Source organism: Microbacterium marinum, from assembly GCF_014204835.1.
GTDB lineage: Bacteria > Actinomycetota > Actinomycetes > Actinomycetales > Microbacteriaceae > Microbacterium > Microbacterium marinum.
This window is the reverse complement of record NZ_JACHMD010000001.1, coordinates 1,301,995-1,327,658: the sequence shown is the minus strand read 5'-3', so window position 1 is coordinate 1,327,658 and position 25,664 is coordinate 1,301,995. Positions and strand designations below refer to the sequence as shown.

Sequence of the window (25,664 nt, the reverse complement as noted above, 5' to 3'; positions counted from 1 at the left end):
TAGGAACGGTGACAGCGTTGTCGGACCGTGGTTCTTCCTGATCGGTCTGCACCGTACCCGAATACGGGGCACTCACGTCCGCGGCCTCCGCATGACCGATACCGGCGCCGGTGAGGAGGAGCAGTAACGACAGCGCGACACACGTCACGATTCTCGTTATCAACAAACGGTCACGGGTCGCATCCGGTGCGGACGTCGAGATGCGAAACATGTAGTTCAAAGTTATCTCAGGTACTCGGCGACCTCGGTGATTCAGTGGCTGTGAGGATACGGAGGTGACAGCCCCAGCGGGGACCGTCACAGCGGAGTTCGCGGCGGTGATCCTTGCCCAGTAGCTTCCGATCCACCGACCTGATCCTGGGATGCGTCGTTGTCGCACGAAGCGTCATGAGAGTGCCCGGGCGCCTGACGCTGGGTAGCAGCCAACCTCACGATGAGGACGACGCCGACAATGAGGACGAGCGCAAGAAGTGCGGTCGAGGCCAGAGCGAAGATGAGGCTCGCGGAAGTCCAGCCTGACTGCACCGTACTCACGACCTGCGCAACATTCATTTCGCAGCCAGTTCAGGTGGAGTCGGCGCTGACAACGTTGGCGTTCTGGATGAGATCGGTGCTGACAGTCCCCGGAGGGCGACGGGGCGGCGTGCTGCTCGGATGCCGTTGACGATCACGACCAGCTCCGCGATCTCGTGGACGAGGACGACCCCGGCGAGCCCGAGTACCCCGAACAGGGCCAGGGGGAACAAGACCACGATGATCGCTAGTGCGAGGCCGATGTTGGTGGTCATGATGCGTCGGCCGCGGCGTGCGTGGGCGAGCGCGCCCGGGATGAGGCGCAGGTCGTGCCCGGTGAATGCGACGTCGGCGGATTCGATCGCCGCAGCGGATCCCTTCACGCCCATCGCGATCCCGACTGTCGCGGTCGCGAGGGCGGGGGCGTCGTTGATGCCGTCGCCCACCATCGCGGTCGGACGGGAGCCGACGAGTTCGGTGATCGCGGCGGCTTTGTCGGCGGGAAGCTGCTCGGCGCGGATGTCGGTGATCCCGGCGTCGTGGGCGATCGCGTGTGCGGTGCGGGCGTTGTCGCCGGTGAGCATGACGGTCGAGATGCCCTGCGCGTTCAGGAGCCGGATCGTCTCGGCCGATTCGGGTCGCAGCTCGTCACGCACACCGATCAGGCCCGCGGTCGTTCCGTCCGCTTCGACGACGACGACGGTCATTCCCTGCGCGGCCATATCGTCGGCCGCGTGCGAGAGGTTGCCGGGGGTGAGCCATCGGACGTTCCCCACGCGCACACGCCGTCCGTCGACGTGCCCGGTGATGCCATGCCCGGCGTCTTCCGCCACGTCCACCGCCCGCGGCGCCGTCGGGGCGGCAGCGGTGATCGCCGCGGCGAACGGGTGCGTGCTCGACGCTTCCACCGACGCAGCCCACGCCAGCACGTCCTCCCGGGTCACCCCGGACGCGGGGCGCACATCGACCACGGCAGGTTCGTTGCGCGTGAGCGTGCCCGTCTTATCCATTGCAACGGTGCGGATCGTGCCGAGCTGCTCGAACGCTTCTCCGGATTTGATCACCACACCGAACTTCGATGCCGACCCGATCGCGCTGATCACCGTCACCGGCACCGCGATCGCCAGCGCACACGGCGACGCAGCTACCAGCACGACCAGCGCCCGCTCGATCCACGTACCGGGGTCGCCGATCACGACACCGAACAGCGCCACCAGCGCGGCGGCGATGAGGACGGTGGGGACCAGGGGTCGAGCGATCCGATCCGCCAGCCGCGCCCGCTCCCCTTTCCGAGCGTGTGCCTGCTCGACGAGCGCCACGATCTGCGTCAGAGAGTTGTCTCGCCCGTCCGCGGTCGCCTCGATTCGAAGCGTGGCCGACCCGTTCACGGACCCCGCAGCTACCGCGGTGCCGGGACCGACCTCGACCGGGATCGACTCGCCCGTGATCGCGGAGGTGTCCAGGCTCGAATGCCCTTCGACGACAACCCCGTCGGTTGCGACGCGTTCGCCGGCACCGATCACGAGGACATCGAGCTCACGGACCTCGGATGCGGGAATCGTCTCGTCGCCGGACAGGCGGGAGACCCGCACGGTCTCGGGAATCAGAGACAGCAGGGCGCGGAGTCCTTCTTTCGCGCGATCCATCGCGCGGTCCTCGAGCGCTTCCGCAAGGGAGAACAGGAACGCCAGTGTCGCGGCTTCACCGACATGCCCGAGGGCGACGGCGCCGACGGCGGCGATCGTCATCAGCAACCCCACACCCAACCGGCCACGGATCAGGCGACGGACCGCGCCGGGAACGAACGTCGACGCCCCTGCCAGGAGCGAGAGCCCCAACAGGATGAGGGCCGGGAGTTCGCCGCCTGACCATTCGAAGACGTACCCCACGAGCAGCAGCACCCCGGCTACCGCGGAGGGAAGCAGGGCCGCATCTCGCCACCATGCAGGGCGCACCTCCAACTCCTCTCTATGAGGAGCCGTGTCATCGGGACCGCAGCACGCGTCGCCTTCCGCGCCGGCGGGCGAGACGCCGTGAGTCGCACCGGGCGCGCAGCAGGAGTCATCCGAACGGTGCGTGGGCGGGGCGGTCAGTTCGATCCGCCGGACTATCGACTTCTGAGGCTCAGCGGGGCCGCAGCACTCTTCGCTCACTGCGCGACTTCCGCCGAGCCGGTGGGCGCGCAGCACTCGCACCCATCCGCCGTACAAGCCACGCCCTTGTCCACCGCGACGACCGCCTCGAGCAACTGCCGCAAGCCCAACGCGAGATGCGGGTCCGCGACCTCATATCGCGTGCGTCTTCCCTCCGGGGAAGCGACAATCAGCCCACACCCCCGCAAGCACGCCAGGTGGTTCGACACATTCGTACGCGACAGGTCGAGCTCGCGCGCCAACTCCGCCGGATACCCAGGCGCATCCAGGAGTGACAGCAGGATCCGGGAACGCGTCGGATCAGCCATCGCCCGACCGAGACGGTTCATGACGTCCACACGCGAAGCAAGAGTCAGCATGCAATGACTATACATCCGGCGCTGACCTATTTTTGGGCAGAGTTCTCCCCTGGAAGTGGCGTATGAGCGATTTTCTGGTGTCTGCAGTTACTTCCGCTTGGCGCGCTGCAGCTGTCGGGCGCGCTTGTTCACGCGGTCCGACAGCAAGGGCAGGGCCTTGCAGATGAATACGGTCATCGACGTGATGACCGTCGCAGGCACCGAGATGATGTAGACCATGTGGTCCATCTCGCCACCTCCTTTTCGGAGTGTCCGGCCGTGGCCGAAGCGTGCCTAACCGTCGATGCGGGAAGGCATAGAAAAAGCCGGTCCCAGAGGGGGCCGGCTTGCTACGCCAAAAACGAAATCCCGGTGGGCTCACCGGGATTTTGGGCGCACTTCTCTAACACGTGACACATTACCTGGAGTCCCGCGGGGTGGTGGTCTTTCGGGCCCGCGGCGTCGTGACCGCGACGGGGTGAGCCATCGTGCGATGGTCAGTGAGAACGACCAAGAACTCACACAGAAAGACGACACCGCACGATGGCTCTTGACCAGTCTGCCCTCCTCGAGCTGCTCGGGGAACTGAAGCTCACCGGCACCACCGACCGCATCCGAGCCGCGACCGAGCGGCTCTACCAGGAGCTGATCGACGCGGAGACAGCCGCATTCATCGGCGCCGCCCCCTACGAGCGCACGAGCGAGCGCACGACTACCCGCAACGGTTCCCGGCCGCGGGTGCTGTCGACCACGGCTGGGGATCTGGAGTTGCGGATCCCGAAGTTGCGGCAGGGGTCGTTCTTCCCGTCGCTGCTGGAGCGGCGCCGCCGGGTCGACCAAGCCTTGTTCGCGGTCGTGATGGAGGCCTACCTCCACGGCGTCTCAACCCGGAAGGTCGATGACCTCGTCAAAGCGCTCGGCGCTGACACTGGCATCTCGAAGTCCGAGGTGTCCCGCATCTGCCAAGGGCTCGACGCCGAGGTCGCATCGTTCCGCGACCGCTCGCTGTCTGACATCGCCTACCCCTACGTGTTCCTCGACGCGACCTACTGCAAGGTCCGCATCGACCACCGTGTCGTGTCCCAGGCGGTCGTCGTCGCGATCGGCGTCGCCGCTGACGGGCGGCGGGTCGTGCTGGGCTTCGATGTCGGAGACAGCGAGACCGAGGAGTTCTGGAAGCAGTTCCTGCGCTCGTTGAAGACACGAGGTCTGGGCGGGGTGAAGCTGGTGATCTCCGACGCCCACGCCGGACTGAAGAAGGCCGCAGCGACCGTGTTGCAGGGCGCCGCCTGGCAGCGCTGCCGCGTCCACTTCATGCGCAACGTCCTGACCGCCCTCCCGAAGGGCCGGCAGGAGATGGTCGCCAGCGTGATCCGCACGATCTTCGCCCAACCCGACGCCGAGCACATCGATGCCCAGTTCGACGAAGTCGTGCGCATGATCGAGCGCGTCCACCCCAAGACCGCCGTGATGCTCACCGACGCCCGTGACGACATCCTCGCGTTCAAAGCGTTCCCCGCCCGGCATTGGCGACAGATCTGGTCCACGAACCCGCTGGAACGCCTCAATCGGGAGATCAAGCGCCGCACCGACGTCGTTGGCGTGTTCCCGAACAACGCCGCCCTGCTCCGCCTGGCCGGCTCCGTCCTCGTCGAGCAACACGACGAATGGGAAGCCGCCGACCGCCGCTACTTCTCCGAAGCCTCCATGACCGAGCTCACCGCGACCACCCCCACCATCGACGAGGCGGTGATACTCCCCGAGATCACCGCCGCCTAAACTAACGACAGCTGATCATCGCAACGAAGCGAAAGACCACCACTCAAACGGACGCGGCCGACACATTACGCGACTCCACGTCCGCGAGCGGCGTTGGAGACCGGCGTGTCGAGACCTCGGCGCTTGCCGCTGGGCGCCGAAAACCCTTACCGAAACCAAGTTCTGGACCACGTTTACGGCGGGCGTTTCAGCGTCTTCCACGCGATGCGGCCGAAAACGATCGTTTTTGGCGGGGAGGCCGAGTCTCGGTGTGCGCCTTTGAAGGTCAGCCCCTCAAGATCCGACCACCGTTCTCATCGAGGTCACCAAATGCTCCCGGTGGTCGTCTGCGTTCGACCCGGACATCGATCGCGATCCCCCCTCGGGCGGCTGGTTCGAGCTATAGGCTGACGCCGACGGAGCCCGATCAGAGACGACTGAGCACGTCTTTATCATGCGACTCGGGGGGCAGGAACCAATGCCGACCAGAACGATAAGCGCACTACTTGTTGCATGCTCGATCATCGTGTTGAGCTGCGCGGGATGCAGCACCGCAGCGCCCAACGACGTTGTTATGCCAACAGCAAGTCAATCTGAAGCCGAGGTGGCATCGCCGCAAGAGACCGTCGCCCCGGACAGTTGCAAGACTTCGACGGCAGAATCGATCGAGCTTCTAAATGCAGCGATGGATCGAATGGACAGGGCCTCCTCAGCCGCTGAGATCGACGAGGCCTCAGCTCCCATGAATGATCTGTTCACCCAAACGGGCGAGAACATGGGTCAGCATTGCGGGCCGGCCCGAGCGGGTGCGGCGGTTTCAGAAATGATCGTTTGGGCGTCTTCGTCCGCGAGCAGTCGGCCACCACTGAGTGCGAGTTTCGCGGAAGGCTTCCTCGGGTCCGTTTGCGACCTCGATGTAGAGCTTGGTATCGAGTTCACCCCACCCGCTCAGATCGCGTGCGCCGGCTGACACGCGTCCGCGTGCAGACGATAGCTGAGCTGTTGCCTGCTTCACCCAGTCGAGCTAGCGCCAATCATCTTCCTTGAAATCGGAGCAGGCGGGCCGATCGGTGTTGTCGAAGCAGAATCCGACAACGAAGCCCTCTCGTGCCTCGTCACGGCTGACATACTCGGATTCCTGCAAAGCCCAGTCGGCTTCATCCTTGTGGGCGAAGGCCGTCGCGGACGACCACGACCTTGCCCACGGTGCGGCCCGCCTCGACGTAGGCGAGGGCGGCGCCGGCCTGCGAGAGCGGGAAGGTGCGCTCGAGGTGCGGGGTGAGACGACCGGATGCCGCGAGCTCGACCAGCTGCGCCGTCGTCTCGGTGCGGGTGACCGCGGTGATCGGGCGGAACCGCCCGCGGGTGACGGCGGAGCGGAGGATGCGTCCGAAGGGTCCGAAGAAGGGATGCCCGTCGCCGCCGACCAGGGCAGCGGTGCCGCCGGGGGCGAGCAGGTCGCGGAGGACCGAGAGGGGCGGCTCGCCGGCGATGTCGACCACGGCGTCGAACCTGCCGCGGGGCAGGTCGCTGAGTTCGAGCGCGCGGTAGTCGAACGTCCGCGCGGCGCCGAGACGCTCGAGCACGGGTCGCGCGCGCTCTCCGCACGTCGCCCACACCTCGGCGCCGCGGTCGGCGGCGAGCTGCACGAGGAAGGTGCCGACGCCGCCGCCCGCTCCCGCGATGAGGACGCGCGCGCCCGAGCCGACGCGGCAGGCGTCGAGGGTCTGCACGGCGGTGTTGCCGGCGATGGGCAGGGTCGCCGCGATCGCGGGCGCGACCGTCTCGGGCAGGCGGGTGAGTCGCTTCGCGGGGACGACGACGCGGTCGGCGAGGGTCTCGCGCCCCGACCCCACGACGGCGTCGCCGACGGCGAACTCGGTGACGCCGTCGCCGACGGCGAGGACGGTGCCGGCGACATCCATGCCGCGGCCGCGGATGCGCGGTCCGCGGAGGCCGAGCGCGACGCGGACGAGTCCCGGCTCACCGCGCATGAGGTGGATGTCGCCGGAGTTGAGAGCGACGGCATCCGTCTGCAGCAGGACCTCGCTGGCGCGCGGTGCGGGGACGGGGACGGTCTCGGGGCGGACGGCGTCGGCGGAACCGTAGCAGCGCTGGCGCCAGACGGTCATCGTGTCGGTCATGGGTCAGTCCTCCGGGTACTGGAAGGCCGCGTCGAAGGGGACGTCGAGGACGCGGACGATCTGGAAGGCCATCTCGAGCGAGGGCGAGTACTTGCCCTGTTCGATGGCGATCAGGGTCTGGCGGGTGACGCCGACGGCGCCGGCGAGGTCGGCCTGGGTGAGCCCGCGGTCGGTGCGCAGCTCGCGGATGGCGTTCGTGACGCGTGTCGGCTTGACCATCAGACGAGCCCGCGGCGGTAGGCGACGACGCGGGCGATGCCGCCGACGACGGACGAGAGGGCGAAGCCCGCATAGAGCGTGTTCGCGATCCAGAACGGGGCGGCGTCGATCGCGCAGAGGGCGATGCCGACGACGCCGCCGATGACGAGGAACGCGACACCGACGCGGTCGCCCATCTGCGTGATCGCTCGGTCGCGTTCGTCGGCGGCGTTCTCGCCGCGGAGGGACCCGCCCTCGGCGACGACACCCCAGATGATCGTGACGACGATCGAGACGACGATGCCGCCGATGATCGTCCAGAGCATGGGTCCGAGCCAGTCGACCTCCGCGAGGGGGGTGGATGCCGCCCTCCCCGCGACGACCGCGGCGTACACCGCGATGGCGATGAGCGAGACGACGAGTCCGACCCACGCGGCGCGTTCCTCACGAGCCATGCTGCACCTCCGATGTCAGGAATGTTTGACATGAGGAGGATGACACGACGACCCGCAACGTGTCAAGAATTCTTTACTCGGGGAGGCCTATCGCGTCGAGCGCCTGCTGCAGGGCCGGCGCGATGTGCTCAGCGTAGGCGACGGTGAGGTGGGTCTGGCCGTACTTCGTCGGGATCGTTCCGGCGAAGGGCGGACAGACGATGCTCATTCGTACGTGTCCGTCCAACTCGCGATGTCGACGCCGTGATTGTCGGGTGAGGCGAGCGTCCACCAGGCCGGTGCGTTCGCGTCGTCGACGAGACGTCCGCCGGCCGCGATCGCGGCATCCACCCTCGCCTGCGCCTGATCGGCGGGGACGAAGACATCGAGGTGCGTGCGCCCCCGGCCAGGCGCATCCCCGGTAAGCGGATTGAAGGCGAGAACCGGCCCTGATCGCAGCGGATCCGCCGCGTCGGTGTCGCCGACGGCGTCGTACCCGAGGGCGGCGAGGAAGAACGGGCGCACGTCGGCGCCGGAGTGCTCGGCCACGTAGACGCCGACGCTCTGGACCCGCGCGGGATCCGCCCGCAGCCCGAGGGATGCCGCGCCCTCCGACACCGCTCGGGCGAAGTCGGTCGCGGCAGCCGGGATGCCGTCCTCCCCGCTCGGCACGCGGACGACCACTGCCTCGGGCCGCAGGTCGACATCGGGACGCACCCCGTGTCGCTCGGCCGCGGCTACGACCACCGGAACGAGACGCGATCCCTCGATGAGCGACGGCGCGACGAAGACGGCTTGAGGCCCGATCGCCGTGACGCGCCAGTCGGCGACGCCGGTCGCGCTATGGAACTGGGCGGGAGAGATACTCGTCACCCGCCCAGCCTGACAGAGGCGGGCGGGTGACGCGAGGGGTCAGCTGCCGAGCTTCGACAGCTCCGCGAACTCCTCGTCGGTCAGCTCGATGACGGCCCCCTGCACGTTGTCCTCGAGGTGCGCGACGCTCGATGTGCCCGGGATCGGCAGCATCACCGGCGAGCGCTTGAGCAGCCAGGCGAGCGCGATCTGCGCGGGCGTCGCGTTCTTGCGCTCGGCGATGTCGGTCAGCGGCGAATCCGGGCCGGTGAGACCGCCGGTCGCGAGTGGGAACCACGGGATGAACCCGATGCCTTGTTCCTCGGACCAGTCGAGCAGCTCTTCCGCGTCGCGGTGCTGGAGGTTGTAGAGGTTCTGGACGCTGACGATCTCGACGATCTTCTGCGCGGCCTTCACCTCGTCGATGGTCACCTCGGAAAGACCGATGTGTCGGATCTTCCCCTCGTCCTGGAGCTTCTTGAGCTCGCCCACCTGGTCCTCGAGGGGCACCTTCGGATCGATGCGGTGAAGCTGGAACAGGTCGATGCGCTCGAGGCCGAGGCGGCGGAGGCTCATCTCGGCCCCCTGACGCAGGAACTCGGGCCGACCGAGCGGCGGCCACTGGTTCGGACCGGTGCGGGTCAGGCCCGACTTGGTCGCGATGACGACGTCGTCGGCGTACGGGTGGAGGGCTTCCTTCAGGAGCTCCTCGGCCACGTACGGGCCGTACGACTCGGCGGTGTCGAAGAAGTTGACGCCGAGTTCGACGGAGCGACGGAGCACCCGGATCGCTTCGTCGTGGTCTTCCGGTGGGCCCCAGACCCCGGGGCCGGTGAGCTGCATCGTGCCGTATCCGAGGCGGGTGACCTCGAGGTCGCCTCCGAGGCGGAACGTTCCGGACGACTGTGCAGGCTGCGTGGTGTTCGTCATACGGGGCCCAGCGTTCACCGGTGCCGGAACATTCCCTACACGCCGATCGGGCGGAGACCTTCCCGCGTTTCGACGAGCAGCGCGAGGTCGCCGGGAACAGGCCAGTTGCCGAGCTCGCCGAGGTGGCGGCCGGATTCGTACCAGGCGTCGCGCTGCTCTGCCGCCCAGTCGGCACCCTCTTCGACCACGATGCTCGCGAGCACGCCGTCCGTCACCATCAGGCGCACATCGAAGGTCAGGTCGTCGAACGCGCGGAAGCGGCCGACAACGGGGAACGTCGCGTTCGACGGCACGGCCTTCGGCAGATCGTCCGAGACGGCGAGCTGCGCGTCAGGCCAGAATTCGTCGTCGCTGTCGTCGCTGTCGTCGAAGACGAGGCGGCGGGCATCGGCGAGCTGGGCGCGGAGCTCCGGCGCACCGAAGTCGTCCGTGGCGGAGAGCAGGTGGGCGGCAAGCGTGCGGATGTCCTCTGGCAGGTCGACGACCACTTCTTCTGGTTCCGGGGTGTCCTCGGGGGTGTCGAGCGCGCGGCCGAGTCCCCATGAACCGAGGGCGAGGATCGCACCGCCGGCGGCCAGCCAGCGACGGGGATGTGCGGCACCGGCACGCGCGATCGCTTCGTGCACACGGGCGTCGACCGCTTCACCCGCTTCAGCGAAACCCAGGGTTGCTCCGCCAGTTCCGGCGACGAGCGCGGCCCGTCCCATCGGCGGGATGGAACCGCTCGGGTCGGCGCTGCGGAAGCTGATGCCGACGATCCAGGCGGCGAGCCCCGCGTTCGCGAGCCGGTAGATCGCGCGCTGACCGACCGTCAGACGGCGGGGATCGATGAGGGCGAGGGCGGCGACGACGCCCGTCGACACCACACCGTGCGCGACGGAGTTGGGGTCGTTCAGGGCACGGAGGGCGGAGCGGAAAGGCATACGGCGAGCGTAACGAACGCGCGTTCCCCACGGAGGCGCGACGTCGAGCGCGGGCACGCTGGGGACAGCGCGGGCATCGTGCACGCTGACCCCCTAGGGTCGAGGCCATGGGGACGACGGCGGCTGCATACATCACGGGCTTCGGCCGCTACCTCCCGGGCGAGCCGGTCGACAACGACGGCATCGTGCAGCGGCTCGGCGGCGACGATCCCGTCACCACGCGGATCCGCCGGCGCGTGCTCGACGCCAACGGCATCCGGCAGCGGCACTATGCGCTCGACGAGCACGGCGAGCCGACCGAGCTGAACGAGGAGCTCGCGGTCAAGGCGCTGCGGGCGGCGCTCGACGATCGCGGCATCCGTGCGGAGGATCTGCGCATGCTGGCGACGGCGACGACGATCGGCGATGTGCTTGTGCCGGGCTTCGCCTCGATGGTCCACGGCCGTCTGGGCGGCGGACCGATGCAGCTGCTCTCAGCGTCGGGCGTGTGCGCATCGAGTCTTGCCGCGCTGGATGCCGCGGTGTCGAAGATCAAACTGGGCGACCATCCGCGGGCTGCCGTGGTGGGTTCGGAGCTGGCCAGCCGCAGTCTGCGGCAGCGCCGGTACGACGGCATCCGAGCCGGGATGGATTCGCACTTCCTCCGGTGGATGCTCTCGGATGGGGCGGGGGCGGTGGTCGTGGAGTTCCAGCCGCACCCGTCGCGCATCTCGTTGCGGGTCGACTGGGTGCGGCACATGTCGCTCGCGCACCAGCACGACGTCTGCATGCGCGCGGGAATGGACGGGCCGTCCGCCGAGGTCGGGACCACCTGGCAGGACGTGCCGGTCGACGAGGCTGCTGCCGCGGGTATGTTCCTGCTGCGCCAGGACGTGAGCATGCTCGACGATCTCGCGGGCGCGGGGCTCGCGCAGTTCGAAGAGCTCGTCGACATCGGACTCGTCGACGTGGGACACCTCGACCACGTCGTATGCCACTACAGCACGAACGCGTTCCGCGATCTGGCGTTCGACGGTCTGCGCCGTCGCGTGCCCACGCTCGACACGGACCGGTGGTTCTCGAACCTCGAGACGTGCGGCAACACGGGGTCGGCCAGCATCTTCATCGCACTCGAGGAGGCGTTCCGCACCGGCCGCTTCTCCCCCGGGGAGACCATCCTGCTCGCCGTTCCCGAATCGGGTCGGTTCTCGTTCGCTTTCGCTCACCTGACCGTCGTCGCCCCACCGCAAGGAGCCCCGTCATGACTATTGAATCCACCGCCGACGTGGCGACCCTCGCGGACCGGCTCGCCGACGTGTGGGTCGAGCTGGAGGACCACCTCGCCCGCGTGCCCGTCCTGCAGCGCCTCGAGGAGGGCACGGTCACCCTGCACGACTACGAGCGGCTGCTGTTCAACCTCCGCCAGCAGGTGGTGGACGGGTCGCCCTGGATCTCGCGGGCCGCGTCGAACTTCGACATCGCGCACTTCGAGCTGAGGGCGGCGGCGATCAAGCACGCCGAGGAGGAGCACCGCGACTATCTGATGCTCGAGCGGGACTACGTCGCGATCGGCGGGTCGCTGGACGAGCTGCGCGCCGGTCGGAAGAACCTCGGATCCGAAGCGCTGTCGGGCTACATGTTCACGTATGCCGACCGCCCGAACCCGGTGGGGCTCCTGGGCGCGATGTTCATCATCGAGGGCTTGGGCGCTCAGCGCGCGGCAGGGTGGGCGAAGCGGTTCCAGGAGGTGCTGGGGCTCGCCGATTCGCAGGTGCACTTCATGCGGTATCACGAGGTCGCCGACGGCGGCCACACCGGCGACCTGGAGGCGATCCTGACGTCGGGGATCATCGGCGAGGACGACGCAGACGAGATCGTGCGGTGTGCGCAGGTGGTGGCGCGGCTGTACGCGCTGCAGCTGGAAGAGCTGGATCGCTGATGGCGAAGCGGCCGCCGCTGCCGGTGGTGCCGGAGTTCGTCCGGTCGGATCCGAGCATGTGGGAGGCGATCCACGCCGACCCGTCGGTACCGCTCGATCGAGCGGTGGTGCGCCAGATCATCAACGATCAGCGGCGGCTATCGCGTCGGTGGCTGTATCCGGTGGCTCGGGTCCTGTCGCGGGTGGTCGTGGCGGTCGTGTCTGTGATCAAGCGAGTGCTGCCGTTCCGGTGGATGCCGCTGCGAGTAATGGACGCGCTGTGCGTATGGTTCCTGCGGCACTTCGTGTCGCCGAGTGCGGTGGATCTGCTGATCCGGCATTTCGTCGTGGAGACGAATCTCGTGAACTTCATCATCCGGAACACGCCGGTGGACATGGCGCCGGTGACGTTGCGGCCGACGGCACTGTCGGGGCTCGGCGATCAGGCGGTGGTCGAGCACGACATCAACGTGTACGACGTGCTGATCGCGCTGGACAAGGTGCGGGTGGAGCGGCGGGAGGCGCTGGACTTCACGCACTTGGACATCCCCCGGCTGGATGCCGAACGCCACGTGCGCCGGGTGATCCGCTTGGACATCCAGACGGCGCTGTGCTTCATGAACATCCCGTTCTCGATGGCACTGACGGTGGAGGAGTACCGCCGTGCGGTGCACTCGATGCGGTTCGACGATTCGTTCCTCGAGATCCTGACCTCTGTCACGGGCGACGACACGTTCCGCGCGTGGAAGGTCGGCGCGCTGAGTCTGTGGATGGACTCGAATGTCGACGTGCCGCAGATGGTCTACCGGCACGCGCTGGTCTGCGAGTACGCGCACGCGCATCTGGTGAAGCTCGCGGGCGGCGAGTATCCGCGGGACACCGCGGCGACGTTCGACTGACGGTCTGTGCGACCTACTTCCCCGGCACGACGAGTGTGCTCAGCGAGTCCGCCGGCAGGGTGACGCTGAGCGCCTGACCCTCGATGAGGAAGCTCACGTCGGTGTCCTCCGCGAGGTCATTCTGCACGACGATGACGAGACTCCCGTCGGGGTTCTGGAACACGAGCTGGTTGTCGTGGCCGGTGTAGCTGAGGGTGGGGATGCGTCGGGCGCCGGGTGCCACGAAGTGCGACACGTGTTTGAGCATGTAGTGCTCGTGGTTGAAGGTGTACGTGCGCGTATCGGCGTCGACGGTGACGAGCGAGTTCTGCGCCCAGCCCCACCGGCTGACGCCGCCGCGGAGGAGGGACATGTTCCAGTACATGTAGGCGGTGGCACCGTGACTGAAGAAGTGGCGCATGAGGTGCCAGGCGTAGCGGGCGAGGCGCCAGTCGTTGCGGCCGTCGCCGCATTCCTGCTCGGTCTGGTAGATCGTGAGGTCGGGGTGGTGACGGTGCAGGTACGGCACGGCGCCCTTGCCCGCCCACTGTGCGCCGATGCCGCTGATGTAGCCGGCGGCGGTCTCGTCGGCGAGCACCCGTTCGACGAGCCCGTCATCGGCGCGCTCGAGCGTGCCGATGTAGACATCGACGTCGCGGCGACGCATCTCGGGGCCGAGGTGGCGCACGAAGGCGGCGAGTCCCTCCGGCGTCCAGGTGCAGCTGGGGAAGATCTGCGCCGAGTTGAACTCGTTCTGCGGCATGACCATCGTGATGGGGATGCCGCGTTCGGCATAGGCGTCGACGAAGCGCCCGAAGTAGGCGGCGTAGGCGGCGAGGGTTTCGTCGTCGAGGCGCATCATGTCGGTGCCTTCGGCGCCGAGCTGGTCGTCGCGGATGCCGTTGTCGACGTCGGACACGAGTGGGTTCGCCTTCGCGCCGGCGTAGTGGCCGTTGGTCTTCATCCACGTGGGCGGGCTCCAGGGCGATGCCCAGAGCGTGAGGCGCGGCTGGTGGCGCTGCGCGGCCTGGATGAACGGGATGAGCGCGGCGTGGTCGTGATCGATCGAGAAGTCCTCGAGGGCGAGATCGCCGGGGGTTTCGTCGTAGCTGTACCAGTCGGTGGAGAAGTCGTTGGCACCGACGGGCATGCGGCAGCGGGTGAGACCGAGGCCGGCGCCGGGTTCGAAGAACTCGCGGAGCACGGTGTCGCGGTCTTCGGCTGACAGGTGAGCGAGAGACGTCCAACCGAGCTCGTTGAACGAGGCGCCGAAGCCCTCGATCTCCTGCTGGGGCCGGTCGAGCTCGACGAAGACGGAAGGCATCGCGGTGACGTCGCCGATCAGGGGCGCGGATTGTTCGCGCCACGGATCTTGCTGCGTGGTGGTGATCCAGCGGATGGGTGCGGATGCCGTCGTCGCCATGTGCTCTCCCGAGGTCGTGTGCGTCCACGGTAGCGTAAAATCCAACGCTCGTTGAGCTTTCGTCGGTAGGCTGGGGTCATGGCATCCCCCACCAAGCGCGGACCGTACGCGAAGACGGCGGCGCGGCAGCGCGAGATCCTCGACGCGGCGGGCGAGGTGTTCGCGACGCACGGGTACCGCTCGGGGTCACTCAAGGAGATCGCCGATCGGGTCGGCATCGATGCGTCGACGATCCTGCATCACTTCGCGAACAAGAGTGTGCTGCTGCAGCGGGTGCTGGAGGATCGTGATGCGCTCAGTCCGCGGGATGCCGCGCCGCAGCCGGCCGCTGGGCCTGCGGACACGCCCGCCGCGTTTCTGCGGCTGGCGCGGGCGAATGAGCGGATCCCCGGGATCGTGGAGCTGTACACGCTGCTTGCGGCGGAGTCGGCGACGCCCGGACATCCGAGCCACCAGTACTTCCACGACCGCTACGCACGGGTGCGCTCCGAGTTCACGGCGGCGTTCGCCGAGATGGCGGATGCCGGGCTGCTGCGCCCCGGCGTCGATCCCGAGTTCGCTGCGGTGTCGACGCTGTCGGTGTGGGACGGCGCGCAGGTGCAGTGGATGCACGACCCGGGGGCCGTCGACGTGACGGAGACTCTCCGCCGCCAGTTGGAGCTGCTGACGACAGTCGATCTTGACGACGCGTGAATCCGGCGGCGCGGCGCGCTCACGCGATACGCCCGTGGCCCTTTCGGCGTCGACCCCCAGTGCGCGTGGCTCTGCCACCATCGAAGGAGGACGACGCGACGGAGAAGGGGCGCCCCATGAGCGAGGAAGCGACACGGAAGCTGACGTTGGACCTGGCGGGGAAGACCGCGGTGGTGACGGGTTCGACGCAGGGCATCGGGCTGGCCATCGCACGGCGACTCGCCGAGGCGGGCGCCGACGTCGTCGTCAACGGACGCGACCCGGAACGTGTGGCGCGGACGGTCGATTCCCTCGCCGGGCTCGCGGTGCGAGGCGCCGCCGCCGATGTCACGTCTGCCGAGGGCGCCCAGGCGTTGGTGGATGCCGCAGGCACCGTCGACGTGCTGGTGAACAACCTCGGCATCTTCGGTTCGACGCCGGCTCTCGAGATCGATGACGACGAGTGGCGCCGGTTCTTCGACGTGAACGTGCTGAGCGCGGCACGGTTGACACGCCTGGTACTGCCGGGGATGACGGATCGCGGGTGGGGCCGGGTGCTGAACATCGCGAGCGACTCGGCGATCGTGATCCCCGAGGAGATGATCCACTACGGCGCATCGAAGAGCGCGCTGCTCGCGATGTCGCGTGGGTTCGCGAAGGCCGCCGCAGGCTCCGGCGTGACGGTGAACTCAGTGATCGCCGGGCCGACGCACACCGAAGGCGTGGAGGACTTCGTCTACGAGATGGTCGACCGGTTGCTCGACTGGGAGGCGGCGCAGCGCGAGTTCATGCGCACTGCGCGGCCGCAGTCGCTGATCGGCCGGCTCATCGAACCCGAGGAGATCGCGAACATGGTCGTCTATCTCTCGTCGCCGCTGGCGTCGGCGACGACCGGTGGCGCGCTGCGGGTCGACGGCGGCTACGTGGACAGCATCTTGCCCTAGCGCGGGAGCCGGTCAGAAGGGCGCCGGGGCCGCGGAGGCGGAGGCAACGGCAGGCGCGAAGGCGACGGCCGGGGTGGGTGCGTCTTCGCGGTAGGTTCTGCCGAGGGGTGAGGTCCATTCGAGGACGCCACCCCCGAGTTGTCGGACCCTCCACGCGGTGAACTGCTTCATCGAGGGCAGGGGGCGACTCTTCTCCTGACCGTCTCACGCCGGTCGATGAGAATGCGGGGGGTTGCAATGACCGTCCAGGGACCTCAGTTCGGGTCGCCGGCAGCCGTCGCCAGTTCGCCGAATCCCATCGCGATGAGGAACGAGAGCACCGAGAGCACGAGCGTGACCGGGACCATCGTGAACCGCTCGGGTGTGCTGCGCGAGATGGCGTTCATGAAGATGCCGAGCACGAAGTACGCGAAGACGACCCACATCCCGACCTCAGGGACACCGTTCGGAAGCAGGTCGATGGCGCGGACGCGGTCCCATGCCAGGAGGGCGATGAGCGCATAGATAAGGATCGACACGAGGCTGCCGATGCGGAGGCGCGCGGGCAGGACGCGGTGCTGACCGCCCCACGCGAAGTGTCCGAGCGGAGCGCCCAGGGCGAGGGCGACTTGAAAGACCGCGATCAGAGCGAGCACGACGGTGAGCGCGAAGGCGAAGGGCACGCGCTCAGGCTAGCGGGACGGTCGTACGCCGGCGCTACAACCCGAGGCGTCGCAGGCGCAACCGCGCCATATCCTGCGTCCGCGGCCCTGACCCCAGCGCACGCTCGGTCACGCGCAGGATCAGCCGGGTCGCCGTCTTCACCGGCAGCCACGAGCGGCGCAGGCCCAGCACGCGTCGGATGCGCGGCGGGAAGGTCGCGACCGCCGCGGCGAAGAGGACGCGGTAGGCGACGCCCATCATCCCGGTGAACGGGGGCTTCTTGAGGAACCGCACGACGTCGTCGACGCGCTCGTCCCGGCGCAGCTCGCCGCGGTCGAGGAAGCCATCTATCTCCGCGCGGAGGTCCGCCTCGGTGAGCGGCGGATCGGGCACGCGCATGAGCCGCCCGGCGGTGCCCCAGTCGGCGACATACGCGTCCGGCCCGCCGGGGATGGCGCGGCCGTAAGCCTGGTGGCTCCGCAGGAACGCGTCTGTGAAAGCGAGGTGCACCCAGCGCACGAGGTCGGCTGCCTCGGCGGTGTATGTGCGCCCGGAGCCGTCTCCCGCGACGTACTCCCCCTGCACGCGACGGTGGAATCGGCTGACGCGGGCGGTCTCAGCGTCCGCCTGCGTCGTCGAACCGTAGGTGAGCGTGATGACCCAGCGGACGGTGCCGGTGAGGCGCCCGATCGGGTCGTCGCGATATCGGGACCAGTCGTGCACGCCGGCGAGGGCCCCGGGATGGAGCGCTTGCAGGAGAAGGGCACGGATGCCGGCGACCAGGGTGCCCATGCCGCCGTGCACCGTCCACGCGGGGCCGTCCTCCGCGAAATATCCGGCGTCATCACCGTCGGCGAGCGCACGGACGTACGGCGCCATACCGGTCGGGTCACCGGCGAGCGCGGTGAGCAGGCGGCCCCGCAACCGAGTCACGGGCGGAGAGGGTGGTCCGGACGTCACACTTCCAGCGTGCCACCGCCGCGGCGCCGCGGGGCCGGCTCGCGTGTGGGACCGCCGAGCGGATGCGGGATGGGTCAGGCGAGCATCACTCCGCAAGCGCCTCCGCGAAGGGCCGCGGCTCGCGGCCCTTCGGCTGGGTCGGGTGCTCCCCCGGGTCCGGCAGCGGCGGTGTCGGCATCGTTACGTCCGCACCTGACGTCAGCTCCACGGGCTCGCCGAAGTGCCGGATCGTCAGCGGCGCGCCGGCGCTGATGCGGTAGGTCGTGGCATCCGGCGCGATCTCGAGATGCAGGGTGCGCCCCTGCCAGCGGATGCCGAACGCGAGCCCTGTCAGCTGTTCCGGCAGACGAGGGGCGAACCGCAGGCCGTCGTCTGTGTCGCGCATGCCGCCGAAGCCGGCAACGAGCGCCGTCCAGATACCGCCGAGGGAAGCGATGTGCAGGCCGTCCTCGGCGTTGCCGTGCAGGTCGTCGAGGTCGATGGTCGCGGCTTCGGCGAGGTAGTCGGCCGCGAGCCCGAGGTGCCCGACCTCGGCGGCGACCACCGCCTGGATCGCCGCCGACAGCGACGAGTCGCGCACGGTCAGCGCCTCGTAGTAGCGGAACGCCCGCGCCTTCTCGTCTGCCGTGAACGCGTCGGTGCAGAAGAACAGTGCGAGCACGAGGTCCGCCTGCTTGAGCACCTGTTTGCGGTAGAGCTGCACGTACGGGTAGCGCTCCTGCAGCAGCTCGTCGCCGGGGGTTTCGGCCTCGAAGTCCCACCGTTCCAGCTCGGTGAACCGGGCTGCCTGCGGGTGAACGCCGCGTTCCTCGTCGTACGGCACGTGCATCGCGCCGGCCGTACGCACCCACACGCCGATCTCGGCGTCGTCGACCCCGAGAGCACGGGCGAGATCCGGATGCCGACGCGCGGAATCCGCGGCGGCTTCGAGGTTCGCCCGGGCCATCAAGTTGGTGAAGACGTTGTCGTCGTAAAGGGCGGTGTACTCGTCGGGGCCGGTGACGCCGTCGATGTGGAAGTGACCGTCGGCGTCGGTGCGGCCGAGGGACTGCCAGAGGCGGGCGGTCTCGACGAGGATCTCGAAGCCGGCGTCGCGTTCGAAGTCGACGTCCCCGGTCGCGCGGACGTAGTGGACGACGGCGGCGGCAATGTCGGCATTGATGTGGAAGGCGGCGGTGCTGGCGGGCCAGTATCCCGACGACTCGCGTCCGTCGATGGTGCGCCAGGCGAACGCCGCTCCGCGCAGGTGCAGCTGGCGCGCGCGATCGCGGGCGTGGTCGAGGGTGGCGTGGCGCCAGCGGAGGGCTTCCCTCGCGGCATCCGGTGCGGTCGCCGTGAGGACGGGCAGGACGTAGGCCTCGACGTCCCAGAAGACGTGGCCCGCGTAGCCGGCGCCGGTCAGCCCCTTGCCGGGGACGGAGCGCTGCTCGGCGCGCGCGGCGGCCTGGAACACCGAGAACAGCGCGAATCGCACTGCCTGCTGCAGGCGGGGCTGCCCGTCGACGCGGACGTCGGCGCAGGTCCAGAAGTCGTCGAGGCGTTCGCGCTGGGCGGCGACGAGGCCGCTCCAGCCGTCCCGCATCGCGTCGGCGACGGCGGCTTCGGCGCGGTCGCGCAGCGCGGGCGCCGAGAGTCCGGTAGCCCATGCGTGCCCGACGATCTTGACGACCTCGAGACGTTCGCCGGGTGCGAGGCGTGCGCGGATGGTGGTGCGGGCGAGGTCGTCGGATGCCGCGGTGCGCACCTCGGCGGCCGCGCCCGACACCAGGTGGTCCATGCTGACGGCGACGCCGATCCCGCTGTTGCGAGTCTCGTGGACGAGGGTCGCAGCGCTGTCGAAGACGAAGCTGCCTGCGCTGCGAAGCGGGGTCTCGAGGATGTCCTGCACGCGCGGGTCGGGGTGCGGCTCGGGCAGGGGTTCGTTGGCGACGAGCTCGGACTGAAGGGTGATCGTGACCGGGTCGTAGAGGGCTTCGACCTCGTACCGGACGGCGGCGACGGAGCGGTGAGCGAGCGAGACGAGGCGGGTCGAACGGATGCGGACGGTGCCGCCGGCGGGCGGGGTCCAGGTGAGCGTGCGTTCCAGGGCGCCGGCTCGGAAGTCGAGGTGCTGTTCGTGGTCGTGGAAAGTGCCTTCGCGGATGTCGAGGGGTTCGTCGTCAACGGTGAGGCGGATGACCTGGCCGTTGGGCACGTTGATGACGCTCTGCCCGGACTCGGGGTAGCCGTAGCCGTCCTCGGCGTAGGGCATCGGGTGCTCCTCGAAGACGCCGTTGAGGTAGCTGCCCGGAACGCCGTGGGGCTCCCCCTCGTCGAGCAGCCCCCGCCAGCCGATGTGCCCGTTGGAGAGGGCGAAGACGGATTCGCGGTGCGACAGGCGGTCGACGTCGACGCCGCTGAGGCCGATGCTCCAGGGCGCGACGTCGAAGGGCAGGGAGCGGGTCATGGTGTCACGGTAAAGCACGGTGTCTCTTCACCTGCAAGGGTTGCAGCGGGCGACCGTGGCCGTATCCTCGCGGGCCGTCATCCCGCCCGCTTCGTCGCCGGGAGTCGCTGCGGGTAGCGTCGTCGCATGCCCAGCGATGACATCGACCCTGCAGAGACGCCGCTCGCCGAATGGGTGGACCGTCTCGCCCAGGCGAAGGGCGCGCCGGGCGGAGGCGCCGCCTGTGGCGTGATGACGGGCATCGCCGCGGGACTGCTCGGAATGGTGGCGGCCTACACCGCACACGACCTCGAGGCTCGACAGGCTGAGCAGCGACTCAGTGACAAGCGGGGCCTGGCGATGAGGGCCGCCGAGGAGGACGGCGTCCGGTCCGCGACTTTCGGTGCGGCTCTCGCGATGGACCAGGGAATCGACCGCGAGCGGGCGGTCCGCGAGGCGACGGTCGATGCCGTCGCGTCGGCCCTGGACGTCGGCCGGATCGCGACATCCCTTCTTGAGGAGGTCCGCTTGCTGGCCGACATCGGCAACCCGCACGTCGAGCCGGATCTGCGCGTCGCGGTGGAGGCTCTGCGGGCGGCACTGGAGGGCACGAACCACACGGCGCGAGCCAATCTCGACCTCTTGGCCAGGCATCGGACCGCGGACGACCACCTCGACCCGCAGGTCGCGAACTTCGAACGAGACCTCGTCGACCTCGCCGAGAAGCGGGCGGAGTGCAACATCATCGTCACGGGCTGGGCCTCTGAGTAGCCGGTGCGTCTGCGCTGGTTCGGTCGTGACGGCCCGAGCTCGGCTCATCCGTAGACCCGCCGCAACACCACCCGCTGCCCCAGGGTCCACGTCACGGTCGTCAGCAGGTACACCCCCGCCGCGAGCGGCACGAACACCGCGACGACCGCGGTGGCGAACTGCAGGGCTCCCAGCACGCCCACCGGCATCCCCTCCGCCGACTCGATCCGGAACGCCCGGCGCGTGATCTCCCCCACCGCCGCGATCACCAGCACCAGGCATCCGATCACCAGCCAGGTCACCACGTCCGCCGTCCCTGTCGAGACGGCGTGCAGCAGGCTCGTCCCGAGCGGAACGCCGAGCAGCGTCTGCGACAGCAGCTCGTTGGCGTGCCCGGCGATGCTCGCGTGGAGGAACACGGAGTACAGCAGGCCGACGATCGGCGCCTGGATGAGAATCGGCAGGCAGCCGGCGAACGGCGACACCTTCTCGGAGCGGTAAAGCTCCATGGTCTCGCGCTGCAGGCGTTCCCGGTCACCGCGATAGCGGGTTTGGAGTTCCCGCAAGCGCGACGCGAGCCGGCTGCGCGCCAGGCCGGCCTTGGCTTGCGCGATGCCGGCGGGGATGAGCGCCGCCCGCACCACGAGGGTCACGAGCACGATGGCGAGCGCGCCGGCGAGCGCTCCCGTCCACGGGGTGAGCAGCGAGGTCAGGGCGAGCAGGCCGCGCGAGGTGAGGTCGATCAGGGTGGAGATGACAGGCAGGGTGGTGATGTCCACGGGGTTCCGTTCGTCGGAGCGATCAGGGTCGGCTGATCGGCCGCGAACGGATGCCGGGGCACGGAGTGCCCGGACGGTTCGACGCTACGCGGCCGCAGTCACCTGACTGGGCCCGCGACGGCGGATGTGTCCCGGCGCATCGGGATCGCTTTGGGCGAGCGGCGCCGCGAGTTCGATGCGGCGGGTGGGATGCGGCGCCGCTCCGCGCGTGCTCGCGTGCGCGGCGGTCGCGAGTAGCGCGACCGTGAGAGCAGCCAGCGCCAGCACCGCGACGGCAAAGGCGGAGCCGCCCATCGACGGGTCGACGGCGACGACGAGTCCCAAGACCTCGAGGACGAGGCGCAATACGTCGACCATGCTCGCCTCCTCCGTTCGGCATCCGTGTGGCCTCAGGTTAAACGGATGCCGCCTCGCCGTCGAGGGTGAGCGGTCGACTCCGGGCGACGACATGCAACCAGAGCCCCGAACGCAACGGTGCCCCTGGAGGGACTCGAACCCCCAACCGTTTCCTTAGGACGGAACTGCTCTTCCATTGAGCTACAGAGGCTGGCCCGTCGAGTCTACCGACCCGTCGTGTCGGGTAGGTTCGCGACATGACCGTCCGACGCGCACTGCCCTTCCTCGGCGTCGTCGCACTCCTCCTCACGGGCTGCACACAGACCATCTACGACCCGCCCGCCGGACCCCAGCGTCCGCCCGCCGGAGCCCAGCTCGACTACCAACTCGGCGGCGCCTACGACCCGCCCGCGGGCGTCGAGATCGTCGCTCGCGACCGGGCCGCGGCATCCGTCGACGACGTGTACTCCGTTTGTTATGTCAACGGATTCCAGACGCAGCCGGGCGAACTCGACGCCTGGCCGGACGACCTCCTGCTCCGCGACGACGACGGCGAGCCGGTCATCGACCCGGACTGGCCGGACGAGGTCATCCTCGACACCCGCAAGGCGGACGAGATCGCGGCTATCGTCGGGCCCTGGATCCGCGACTGCGCATCCGACGGGTTCGACGCCGTCGAGTTCGACAACCTCGACACCTACACGCGCACCGACGGCACCCTCACCCGAGACGATGCGCTCGACCTCGCGACGTTGCTCGTCGACACGGCGCACGATGTCGGGCTCGCGGCCGGACAGAAGAATGCCGCTGAGGATGCCGCTTTCCTCCACTCCCGAGCCGGCTTCGATTTCGCGGTCGTCGAGGAGTGCGCCGCCTACGAGGAGTGCTCCGCCTACACCGAGGTCTACGGCGACCACGTCCTCGCCATCGAGTACACCGACAACCTCCCCCGCACGTGGGACGAGGTGTGCGCCGACCCCGAGACCCCGGCATCCATCGTTCTGCGCGATCGGGATCTCGTCCCGCCGGAGGGTGCGGCCTACGTGTTCGAGACCTGCGATTAGCCACATTCGCGAACTCAAACCTAAAGGGTGTAGGTTGACGGAACGTGCCCCGCGCGAACCTCTCTCCTGATGCCCTCACCCGGGCGGCGCTCGACCTCATCGACACTGACGGACCCGGCGCGCTCTCGATGTCGGCGCTCGCCCGCCGCGTCGGCGTGCAGACCGCCAGCTTGTACGCCCACGTCCGCGACCTCGCTGCGCTACGAAGTGCCGTCCAGGCCGCCGTCTTCGCCGAGCTCGCCGACGCCATCGGCGACGCCCCCACCCTCCGCGACCTCGCGAACGCGCAGCGCGCCTACGCCGTCGCCCACCCGGCGCGCTGGGCGATGATCTCGCAGCCGGTCGAGCGCAACGAGATCACCGAGCCGATGGCATCCCGCGTCTCGGCTCTCGTCGTCGGATCGCTCGGCGCCTACGCGCTGCCCGAGGGCGAGACCGTCCACGCGGTCCGCTTCGCGAGCGCCACCATCGCCGGCTACCTCGCCCTCGAATCCGCCACGTCGTTCGCCCACCGCGACGAGGCCACCGACGCCTCCTGGAACCGCGCGCTCGACGCCCTCGACCGCGCCCTCCGCACCTGGACTCCGGAGGACCCCGCATGATCGACATCACCCTCGACACCACGACCGTCCGCGGACTCGCCGAGCTCGAACCCACGAGTCGCGGCTTGCGTCCGCACCGCCTCCCGGCGTGGGTCCGCACCCAGTTCCCCGACCCGCAGCTGCTCGGCGTTGAGGCGCAGCCCGCCGGCGCACGCATCGCCCTACGAACCGCAGCATCCCGCCTCGAACTCGACCTGCACTCGACGCGCGCCACCCTCCGCGGCCTCTCCCGCCCGCGCGGACCCGTCGACGTCCGCATCGACGGTGCCCTGCACGACAGCGTCGAGCTCGAGGGCGGCGACACCCTCGACACCGACCCGGCCACCGGCATCCGTCAGCTCGTCGACGGACCCGCGCAGCGCATCACCGTCGACGGGCTCGACCCGCGCGACAAGCTCGTCGAGCTCTGGCTGCCGCACAACGAGATGATCGAGCTCATCGCGCTGCGCGCCGACGCGCCCGCCTCCCCAGACGCCACCGAGCGCCCGCGCTGGGTGCACCACGGCAGCTCGATCAGCCAGGGCTCCAACGCGACGCAGCCGAGCGCCACCTGGGTCTCGCTCGCTGCCCGCCGCGCCGGACTCGACCTGCGCAACCTCGGCGTCGGCGGCAGCGCCCAGATCGACCCGTTCATGGCGCGCGTCATCCGCGACACCCCCGCCGACGTCATCAGCGTCGCGCTCGGCATCAACGTCGTGAACGCAGACGCCATGCGGCTGCGCGCGTTCGTCCCCGCGGTCCACGGCTTCCTCGACACGATCCGCGACGGCCACCCCGATACGCCCCTGCACCTCATCACGCCGATCTGGTGCGGCATCCACGGGAACACTCCCGGCCCCGGCATCATCGAACCCGAGTCGTTCGCTAGCGGAACCCTGCTCTTCGGTGCTGCGGGGACGCCCGGCGACACCGCCGGCGGACGCCTCACCCTCGAGGTCATCCGCAACGCCCTTGCCGACGTATACGCGCACCGCGACGACCCGAATCTGCACCTCGTCGACGGGCTCGGCCTGTATGGCGAAGCGGATGCCGCGGTTCACCCGCTCCCCGACCGGCTCCACCCGAGTCCCGAGGCGCACCGCCTCATCGGCGAGCGCTTCGCGCGTCAGGTGTTGGGAGTCGCTTGAGGCGCAGGCGCGACCTCAGCCGACCGGGTAGTCAACGTAGGCGAATCGCGACCCGTCGGGCGCCCAGCTGTTCACGTTGATCGTGCCCTGCCCGCCCGGCAGGGTGGCGACGGTCTCGGGATGCCGCCACTGGCCGCCCCGCACCAGGCGCAGCTCCACCTCGAGGTCGGCCGGATGCCCCTCGGTCCCCGGCGGGTAGCTGAGGTACACGGCCGTCTCGCCGTGCGGCGCGAAGTGCGGGAACCAGTTCACCCGCTCATCGAACGTCAGCTGGTCGAGTTCGGTGCCGTCGACGCGCATGCGCGCGATCTGGGCGTGCCCGGGCGCCTCGGAGAAGTGCTCCGTGTTCAGGTAGATCCACTGCCCGTCGGGCGACCATTCGCTGCCGTCGGCCACCTGCCCCGGCGTGATCGGACGATCCATCGAACCGTCGATGTTCGCGATACGGATGCCGCCGTGCTGCGCCGCCCCGTCTACGAAAGCCAGCGCCGTGTACGCGATGAGTGTCGCATCCGGGTCGACCCCGTGCAGGAAGTGCATGAAAGGGCCTGCCGGGTCGGTGAGACGTATCGCTTCGCCCCCACCCCGCGGCGCCCGGTAGATCTGACCGTCGTTCGCCGACAGCAGGATGTCATTGCTCCCCGGCACCAGAACGTGATCGTTGTTCAAGGTCGGAACGGTCGGGAACGGAACCTCGGCGAGCGCCGGATCTGCGGCGTCCGGGTCCAACGCCCACAGCAGCCCGCCGCCGTTCAGCAGCAGCCCCTCCGGAGCCCAGTTCGGCGCCTCGAGCAGAATCTCATCGGTCTCGAACACGATGCGGTCGGCGCTGGTGGTCACGTCGATGACGTGCACGCGACAGTGTTGGCCCTCGAGGGCGAAACCGCGGGCGGGGAAGATGTCGGAGGCCATGCTCCACCGT

At 69.0% G+C, this 25,664-nt stretch carries 27 protein-coding genes, 1 tRNA gene and 1 pseudogene; 10 read left to right on the top strand and 19 right to left on the bottom strand.

Annotation, left to right across the window (positions count from 1 at the left end; genetic code table 11):
* Window positions 1-548 precede the first annotated feature (548 nt).
* From BKA24_RS06385 to BKA24_RS06375, 3 genes are all read right to left on the bottom strand, one after another.
* Window positions 549-2,468 carry a heavy metal translocating P-type ATPase gene (locus BKA24_RS06385; protein ID WP_184216263.1) on the bottom strand — a complete coding sequence of 640 codons (1,920 nt, stop codon included), beginning with the start codon at window positions 2,466-2,468 and terminating at the stop codon, window positions 549-551.
* Between the two features lie 194 nt (window positions 2,469-2,662).
* Window positions 2,663-3,025 (bottom strand): Cd(II)/Pb(II)-sensing metalloregulatory transcriptional regulator CmtR, encoded by a 363-nt coding sequence (gene cmtR / locus BKA24_RS06380; protein ID WP_064002516.1) that lies wholly within the window; start codon window positions 3,023-3,025, stop codon window positions 2,663-2,665.
* Between the two features lie 87 nt (window positions 3,026-3,112).
* Complete coding sequence (locus tag BKA24_RS06375; RefSeq protein WP_157532579.1) at window positions 3,113-3,253, bottom strand: hypothetical protein; 141 nt, start codon at window positions 3,251-3,253, stop codon at window positions 3,113-3,115.
* A 294-nt stretch (window positions 3,254-3,547) separates the two neighbouring features.
* Between BKA24_RS06375 and BKA24_RS06370 the strand changes: the two genes are divergently transcribed.
* Window positions 3,548-4,783: an IS256 family transposase gene (locus tag BKA24_RS06370; protein ID WP_046746337.1), complete on the top strand. Its 1,236-nt coding sequence runs from the start codon at window positions 3,548-3,550 to the stop codon at window positions 4,781-4,783.
* A gap of 1,136 nt (window positions 4,784-5,919) precedes the next feature.
* Here the strand turns inward: BKA24_RS06370 and BKA24_RS06365 are convergent.
* The 7 genes from BKA24_RS06365 to BKA24_RS06340 all read right to left on the bottom strand — a co-directional run bounded on the left by BKA24_RS06365 (window position 5,920) and on the right by BKA24_RS06340 (window position 10,243).
* On the bottom strand, window positions 5,920-6,906 hold the full coding sequence (locus tag BKA24_RS06365; RefSeq protein WP_184216261.1) for an NAD(P)-dependent alcohol dehydrogenase: 987 nt from the start codon (window positions 6,904-6,906) through the stop codon (window positions 5,920-5,922).
* 3 nt (window positions 6,907-6,909) lie between these two features.
* Window positions 6,910-7,125 carry a helix-turn-helix transcriptional regulator gene (locus BKA24_RS06360; RefSeq protein WP_184216259.1) on the bottom strand — a complete coding sequence of 72 codons (216 nt, stop codon included), beginning with the start codon at window positions 7,123-7,125 and terminating at the stop codon, window positions 6,910-6,912.
* Window positions 7,125-7,559, bottom strand: a complete 435-nt coding sequence (locus BKA24_RS06355; RefSeq protein WP_184216257.1) for a hypothetical protein — start codon at window positions 7,557-7,559, stop codon at window positions 7,125-7,127. The genes BKA24_RS06360 and BKA24_RS06355 overlap by 1 nt, the downstream gene beginning before the upstream one ends.
* A gap of 73 nt (window positions 7,560-7,632) precedes the next feature.
* Entirely contained in the window at window positions 7,633-7,767 is a 135-nt protein-coding gene (locus tag BKA24_RS15750; protein ID WP_281385738.1) for a hypothetical protein, read from the bottom strand.
* Window positions 7,764-8,411 (bottom strand): VOC family protein, encoded by a 648-nt coding sequence (locus tag BKA24_RS15915; RefSeq protein ID WP_184216255.1) that lies wholly within the window; start codon window positions 8,409-8,411, stop codon window positions 7,764-7,766. The genes BKA24_RS15750 and BKA24_RS15915 overlap by 4 nt, the downstream gene beginning before the upstream one ends.
* 39 nt (window positions 8,412-8,450) lie before the next feature.
* A complete protein-coding gene (locus tag BKA24_RS06345) occupies window positions 8,451-9,320 on the bottom strand; it encodes an aldo/keto reductase (protein WP_184216253.1) in 870 nt (289 codons plus the stop codon).
* A gap of 35 nt (window positions 9,321-9,355) precedes the next feature.
* Complete coding sequence (locus tag BKA24_RS06340) at window positions 9,356-10,243, bottom strand: hypothetical protein (RefSeq protein ID WP_184216251.1); 888 nt, start codon at window positions 10,241-10,243, stop codon at window positions 9,356-9,358.
* A gap of 107 nt (window positions 10,244-10,350) precedes the next feature.
* Between BKA24_RS06340 and BKA24_RS06335 the strand changes: the two genes are divergently transcribed.
* Genes BKA24_RS06335 through BKA24_RS06325 form a run of 3 tightly spaced genes read left to right on the top strand, consistent with a single transcriptional unit; the run spans window position 10,351 to window position 13,039 of the window.
* A complete protein-coding gene (locus tag BKA24_RS06335; protein ID WP_184216249.1) occupies window positions 10,351-11,487 on the top strand; it encodes a 3-oxoacyl-[acyl-carrier-protein] synthase III C-terminal domain-containing protein in 1,137 nt (378 codons plus the stop codon).
* Window positions 11,484-12,161 (top strand): iron-containing redox enzyme family protein, encoded by a 678-nt coding sequence (locus tag BKA24_RS06330; protein ID WP_184216247.1) that lies wholly within the window; start codon window positions 11,484-11,486, stop codon window positions 12,159-12,161. The genes BKA24_RS06335 and BKA24_RS06330 overlap by 4 nt, the downstream gene beginning before the upstream one ends.
* Window positions 12,161-13,039 carry a DUF6999 family protein gene (locus tag BKA24_RS06325; RefSeq protein ID WP_221417286.1) on the top strand — a complete coding sequence of 293 codons (879 nt, stop codon included), beginning with the start codon at window positions 12,161-12,163 and terminating at the stop codon, window positions 13,037-13,039. The genes BKA24_RS06330 and BKA24_RS06325 overlap by 1 nt, the downstream gene beginning before the upstream one ends.
* A 13-nt stretch (window positions 13,040-13,052) precedes the next feature.
* Here BKA24_RS06325 and BKA24_RS06320 read toward each other — a convergent pair whose 3' ends face one another.
* On the bottom strand, window positions 13,053-14,441 hold the full coding sequence (locus BKA24_RS06320) for a glycoside hydrolase family 30 protein (RefSeq protein WP_184216246.1): 1,389 nt from the start codon (window positions 14,439-14,441) through the stop codon (window positions 13,053-13,055).
* 78 nt (window positions 14,442-14,519) lie between these two features.
* On the opposite strand from BKA24_RS06320, the gene BKA24_RS06315 reads away from it, so the two are divergent.
* The gene (locus BKA24_RS06315) at window positions 14,520-15,134 is read left to right on the top strand and encodes a TetR/AcrR family transcriptional regulator (protein ID WP_184216244.1); all 615 of its coding nucleotides are present in this window, start codon (window positions 14,520-14,522) and stop codon (window positions 15,132-15,134) included.
* 140 nt (window positions 15,135-15,274) lie between these two features.
* Complete coding sequence (locus tag BKA24_RS06310) at window positions 15,275-16,057, top strand: SDR family NAD(P)-dependent oxidoreductase (RefSeq protein ID WP_184220493.1); 783 nt, start codon at window positions 15,275-15,277, stop codon at window positions 16,055-16,057.
* Window positions 16,058-16,069: 12 nt separating this feature from the next.
* Here the strand turns inward: BKA24_RS06310 and BKA24_RS15570 are convergent.
* The 4 genes and pseudogenes from BKA24_RS15570 to BKA24_RS06295 all read right to left on the bottom strand — a co-directional run.
* Window positions 16,070-16,231, bottom strand: a pseudogene (locus tag BKA24_RS15570) (HNH endonuclease); the annotation flags it as partial.
* Window positions 16,232-16,311: 80 nt separating this feature from the next.
* Window positions 16,312-16,719: a hypothetical protein gene (locus tag BKA24_RS06305; RefSeq protein WP_184216242.1), complete on the bottom strand. Its 408-nt coding sequence runs from the start codon at window positions 16,717-16,719 to the stop codon at window positions 16,312-16,314.
* Window positions 16,720-16,753: 34 nt separating this feature from the next.
* Complete coding sequence (locus tag BKA24_RS06300; RefSeq protein ID WP_184216240.1) at window positions 16,754-17,659, bottom strand: oxygenase MpaB family protein; 906 nt, start codon at window positions 17,657-17,659, stop codon at window positions 16,754-16,756.
* A gap of 85 nt (window positions 17,660-17,744) precedes the next feature.
* Window positions 17,745-20,105, bottom strand: a complete 2,361-nt coding sequence (locus BKA24_RS06295; protein WP_221417285.1) for a glycoside hydrolase family 65 protein — start codon at window positions 20,103-20,105, stop codon at window positions 17,745-17,747.
* Between the two features lie 126 nt (window positions 20,106-20,231).
* Here BKA24_RS06295 and BKA24_RS06290 point away from each other — a divergent pair, with 126 nt between their 5' ends.
* Complete coding sequence (locus tag BKA24_RS06290; RefSeq protein WP_184216236.1) at window positions 20,232-20,855, top strand: cyclodeaminase/cyclohydrolase family protein; 624 nt, start codon at window positions 20,232-20,234, stop codon at window positions 20,853-20,855.
* Window positions 20,856-20,899: 44 nt separating this feature from the next.
* Here the strand turns inward: BKA24_RS06290 and BKA24_RS06285 are convergent, their stop codons facing one another.
* The 3 genes from BKA24_RS06285 to BKA24_RS06275 all read right to left on the bottom strand — a co-directional run bounded on the left by BKA24_RS06285 (window position 20,900) and on the right by BKA24_RS06275 (window position 22,160).
* The gene (locus BKA24_RS06285) at window positions 20,900-21,613 is read right to left on the bottom strand and encodes a membrane protein insertase YidC (protein WP_184216234.1); all 714 of its coding nucleotides are present in this window, start codon (window positions 21,611-21,613) and stop codon (window positions 20,900-20,902) included.
* Between the two features lie 84 nt (window positions 21,614-21,697).
* Window positions 21,698-21,970: a DUF6412 domain-containing protein gene (locus BKA24_RS06280; RefSeq protein ID WP_184216232.1), complete on the bottom strand. Its 273-nt coding sequence runs from the start codon at window positions 21,968-21,970 to the stop codon at window positions 21,698-21,700.
* A 118-nt stretch (window positions 21,971-22,088) separates the two neighbouring features.
* A tRNA-Arg gene (locus BKA24_RS06275) sits at window positions 22,089-22,160 on the bottom strand.
* A 46-nt stretch (window positions 22,161-22,206) separates the two neighbouring features.
* Between BKA24_RS06275 and BKA24_RS06270 the strand changes: the two genes are divergently transcribed.
* Genes BKA24_RS06270 through BKA24_RS06260 form a run of 3 tightly spaced genes read left to right on the top strand, consistent with a single transcriptional unit; the run spans window position 22,207 to window position 24,742 of the window.
* Window positions 22,207-23,013, top strand: a complete 807-nt coding sequence (locus BKA24_RS06270; RefSeq protein WP_184216230.1) for an endo alpha-1,4 polygalactosaminidase — start codon at window positions 22,207-22,209, stop codon at window positions 23,011-23,013.
* 44 nt (window positions 23,014-23,057) lie between these two features.
* Complete coding sequence (locus tag BKA24_RS15740) at window positions 23,058-23,615, top strand: WHG domain-containing protein (protein ID WP_184216228.1); 558 nt, start codon at window positions 23,058-23,060, stop codon at window positions 23,613-23,615.
* The gene (locus BKA24_RS06260; protein WP_184216226.1) at window positions 23,612-24,742 is read left to right on the top strand and encodes a GDSL-type esterase/lipase family protein; all 1,131 of its coding nucleotides are present in this window, start codon (window positions 23,612-23,614) and stop codon (window positions 24,740-24,742) included. The genes BKA24_RS15740 and BKA24_RS06260 overlap by 4 nt, the downstream gene beginning before the upstream one ends.
* 15 nt (window positions 24,743-24,757) lie before the next feature.
* Here the strand turns inward: BKA24_RS06260 and BKA24_RS06255 are convergent, their stop codons facing one another.
* Window positions 24,758-25,654: a TolB family protein gene (locus BKA24_RS06255; protein WP_184216224.1), complete on the bottom strand. Its 897-nt coding sequence runs from the start codon at window positions 25,652-25,654 to the stop codon at window positions 24,758-24,760.
* Window positions 25,655-25,664: the final 10 nt, after the last annotated feature.

Coding starts and splice junctions, on each gene's coding strand:
- cmtR (WP_064002516.1), bottom strand. CDS start 3,025: ATGCTGACTCTTGCTTCGCGTGTGGACGTCATGAACCGTCTCGGTCGG.
- BKA24_RS06375 (WP_157532579.1), bottom strand. CDS start 3,253: ATGGACCACATGGTCTACATCATCTCGGTGCCTGCGACGGTCATCACG.
- BKA24_RS06370 (WP_046746337.1), top strand. CDS start 3,548: ATGGCTCTTGACCAGTCTGCCCTCCTCGAGCTGCTCGGGGAACTGAAG.
- BKA24_RS06365 (WP_184216261.1), bottom strand. CDS start 6,906: ATGACCGACACGATGACCGTCTGGCGCCAGCGCTGCTACGGTTCCGCC.
- BKA24_RS06360 (WP_184216259.1), bottom strand. CDS start 7,125: ATGGTCAAGCCGACACGCGTCACGAACGCCATCCGCGAGCTGCGCACC.
- BKA24_RS06355 (WP_184216257.1), bottom strand. CDS start 7,559: ATGGCTCGTGAGGAACGCGCCGCGTGGGTCGGACTCGTCGTCTCGCTC.
- BKA24_RS15750 (WP_281385738.1), bottom strand. CDS start 7,767: ATGAGCATCGTCTGTCCGCCCTTCGCCGGAACGATCCCGACGAAGTAC.
- BKA24_RS06345 (WP_184216253.1), bottom strand. CDS start 9,320: ATGACGAACACCACGCAGCCTGCACAGTCGTCCGGAACGTTCCGCCTC.
- BKA24_RS06340 (WP_184216251.1), bottom strand. CDS start 10,243: ATGCCTTTCCGCTCCGCCCTCCGTGCCCTGAACGACCCCAACTCCGTC.
- BKA24_RS06335 (WP_184216249.1), top strand. CDS start 10,351: ATGGGGACGACGGCGGCTGCATACATCACGGGCTTCGGCCGCTACCTC.
- BKA24_RS06330 (WP_184216247.1), top strand. CDS start 11,484: ATGACTATTGAATCCACCGCCGACGTGGCGACCCTCGCGGACCGGCTC.
- BKA24_RS06325 (WP_221417286.1), top strand. CDS start 12,161: ATGGCGAAGCGGCCGCCGCTGCCGGTGGTGCCGGAGTTCGTCCGGTCG.
- BKA24_RS06320 (WP_184216246.1), bottom strand. CDS start 14,441: ATGGCGACGACGGCATCCGCACCCATCCGCTGGATCACCACCACGCAG.
- BKA24_RS06315 (WP_184216244.1), top strand. CDS start 14,520: ATGGCATCCCCCACCAAGCGCGGACCGTACGCGAAGACGGCGGCGCGG.
- BKA24_RS06295 (WP_221417285.1), bottom strand. CDS start 20,105: ATGACCCGCTCCCTGCCCTTCGACGTCGCGCCCTGGAGCATCGGCCTC.
- BKA24_RS06290 (WP_184216236.1), top strand. CDS start 20,232: ATGCCCAGCGATGACATCGACCCTGCAGAGACGCCGCTCGCCGAATGG.
- BKA24_RS06280 (WP_184216232.1), bottom strand. CDS start 21,970: ATGGTCGACGTATTGCGCCTCGTCCTCGAGGTCTTGGGACTCGTCGTC.
- BKA24_RS06270 (WP_184216230.1), top strand. CDS start 22,207: ATGACCGTCCGACGCGCACTGCCCTTCCTCGGCGTCGTCGCACTCCTC.
- BKA24_RS06260 (WP_184216226.1), top strand. CDS start 23,612: ATGATCGACATCACCCTCGACACCACGACCGTCCGCGGACTCGCCGAG.
- BKA24_RS06255 (WP_184216224.1), bottom strand. CDS start 25,654: ATGGCCTCCGACATCTTCCCCGCCCGCGGTTTCGCCCTCGAGGGCCAA.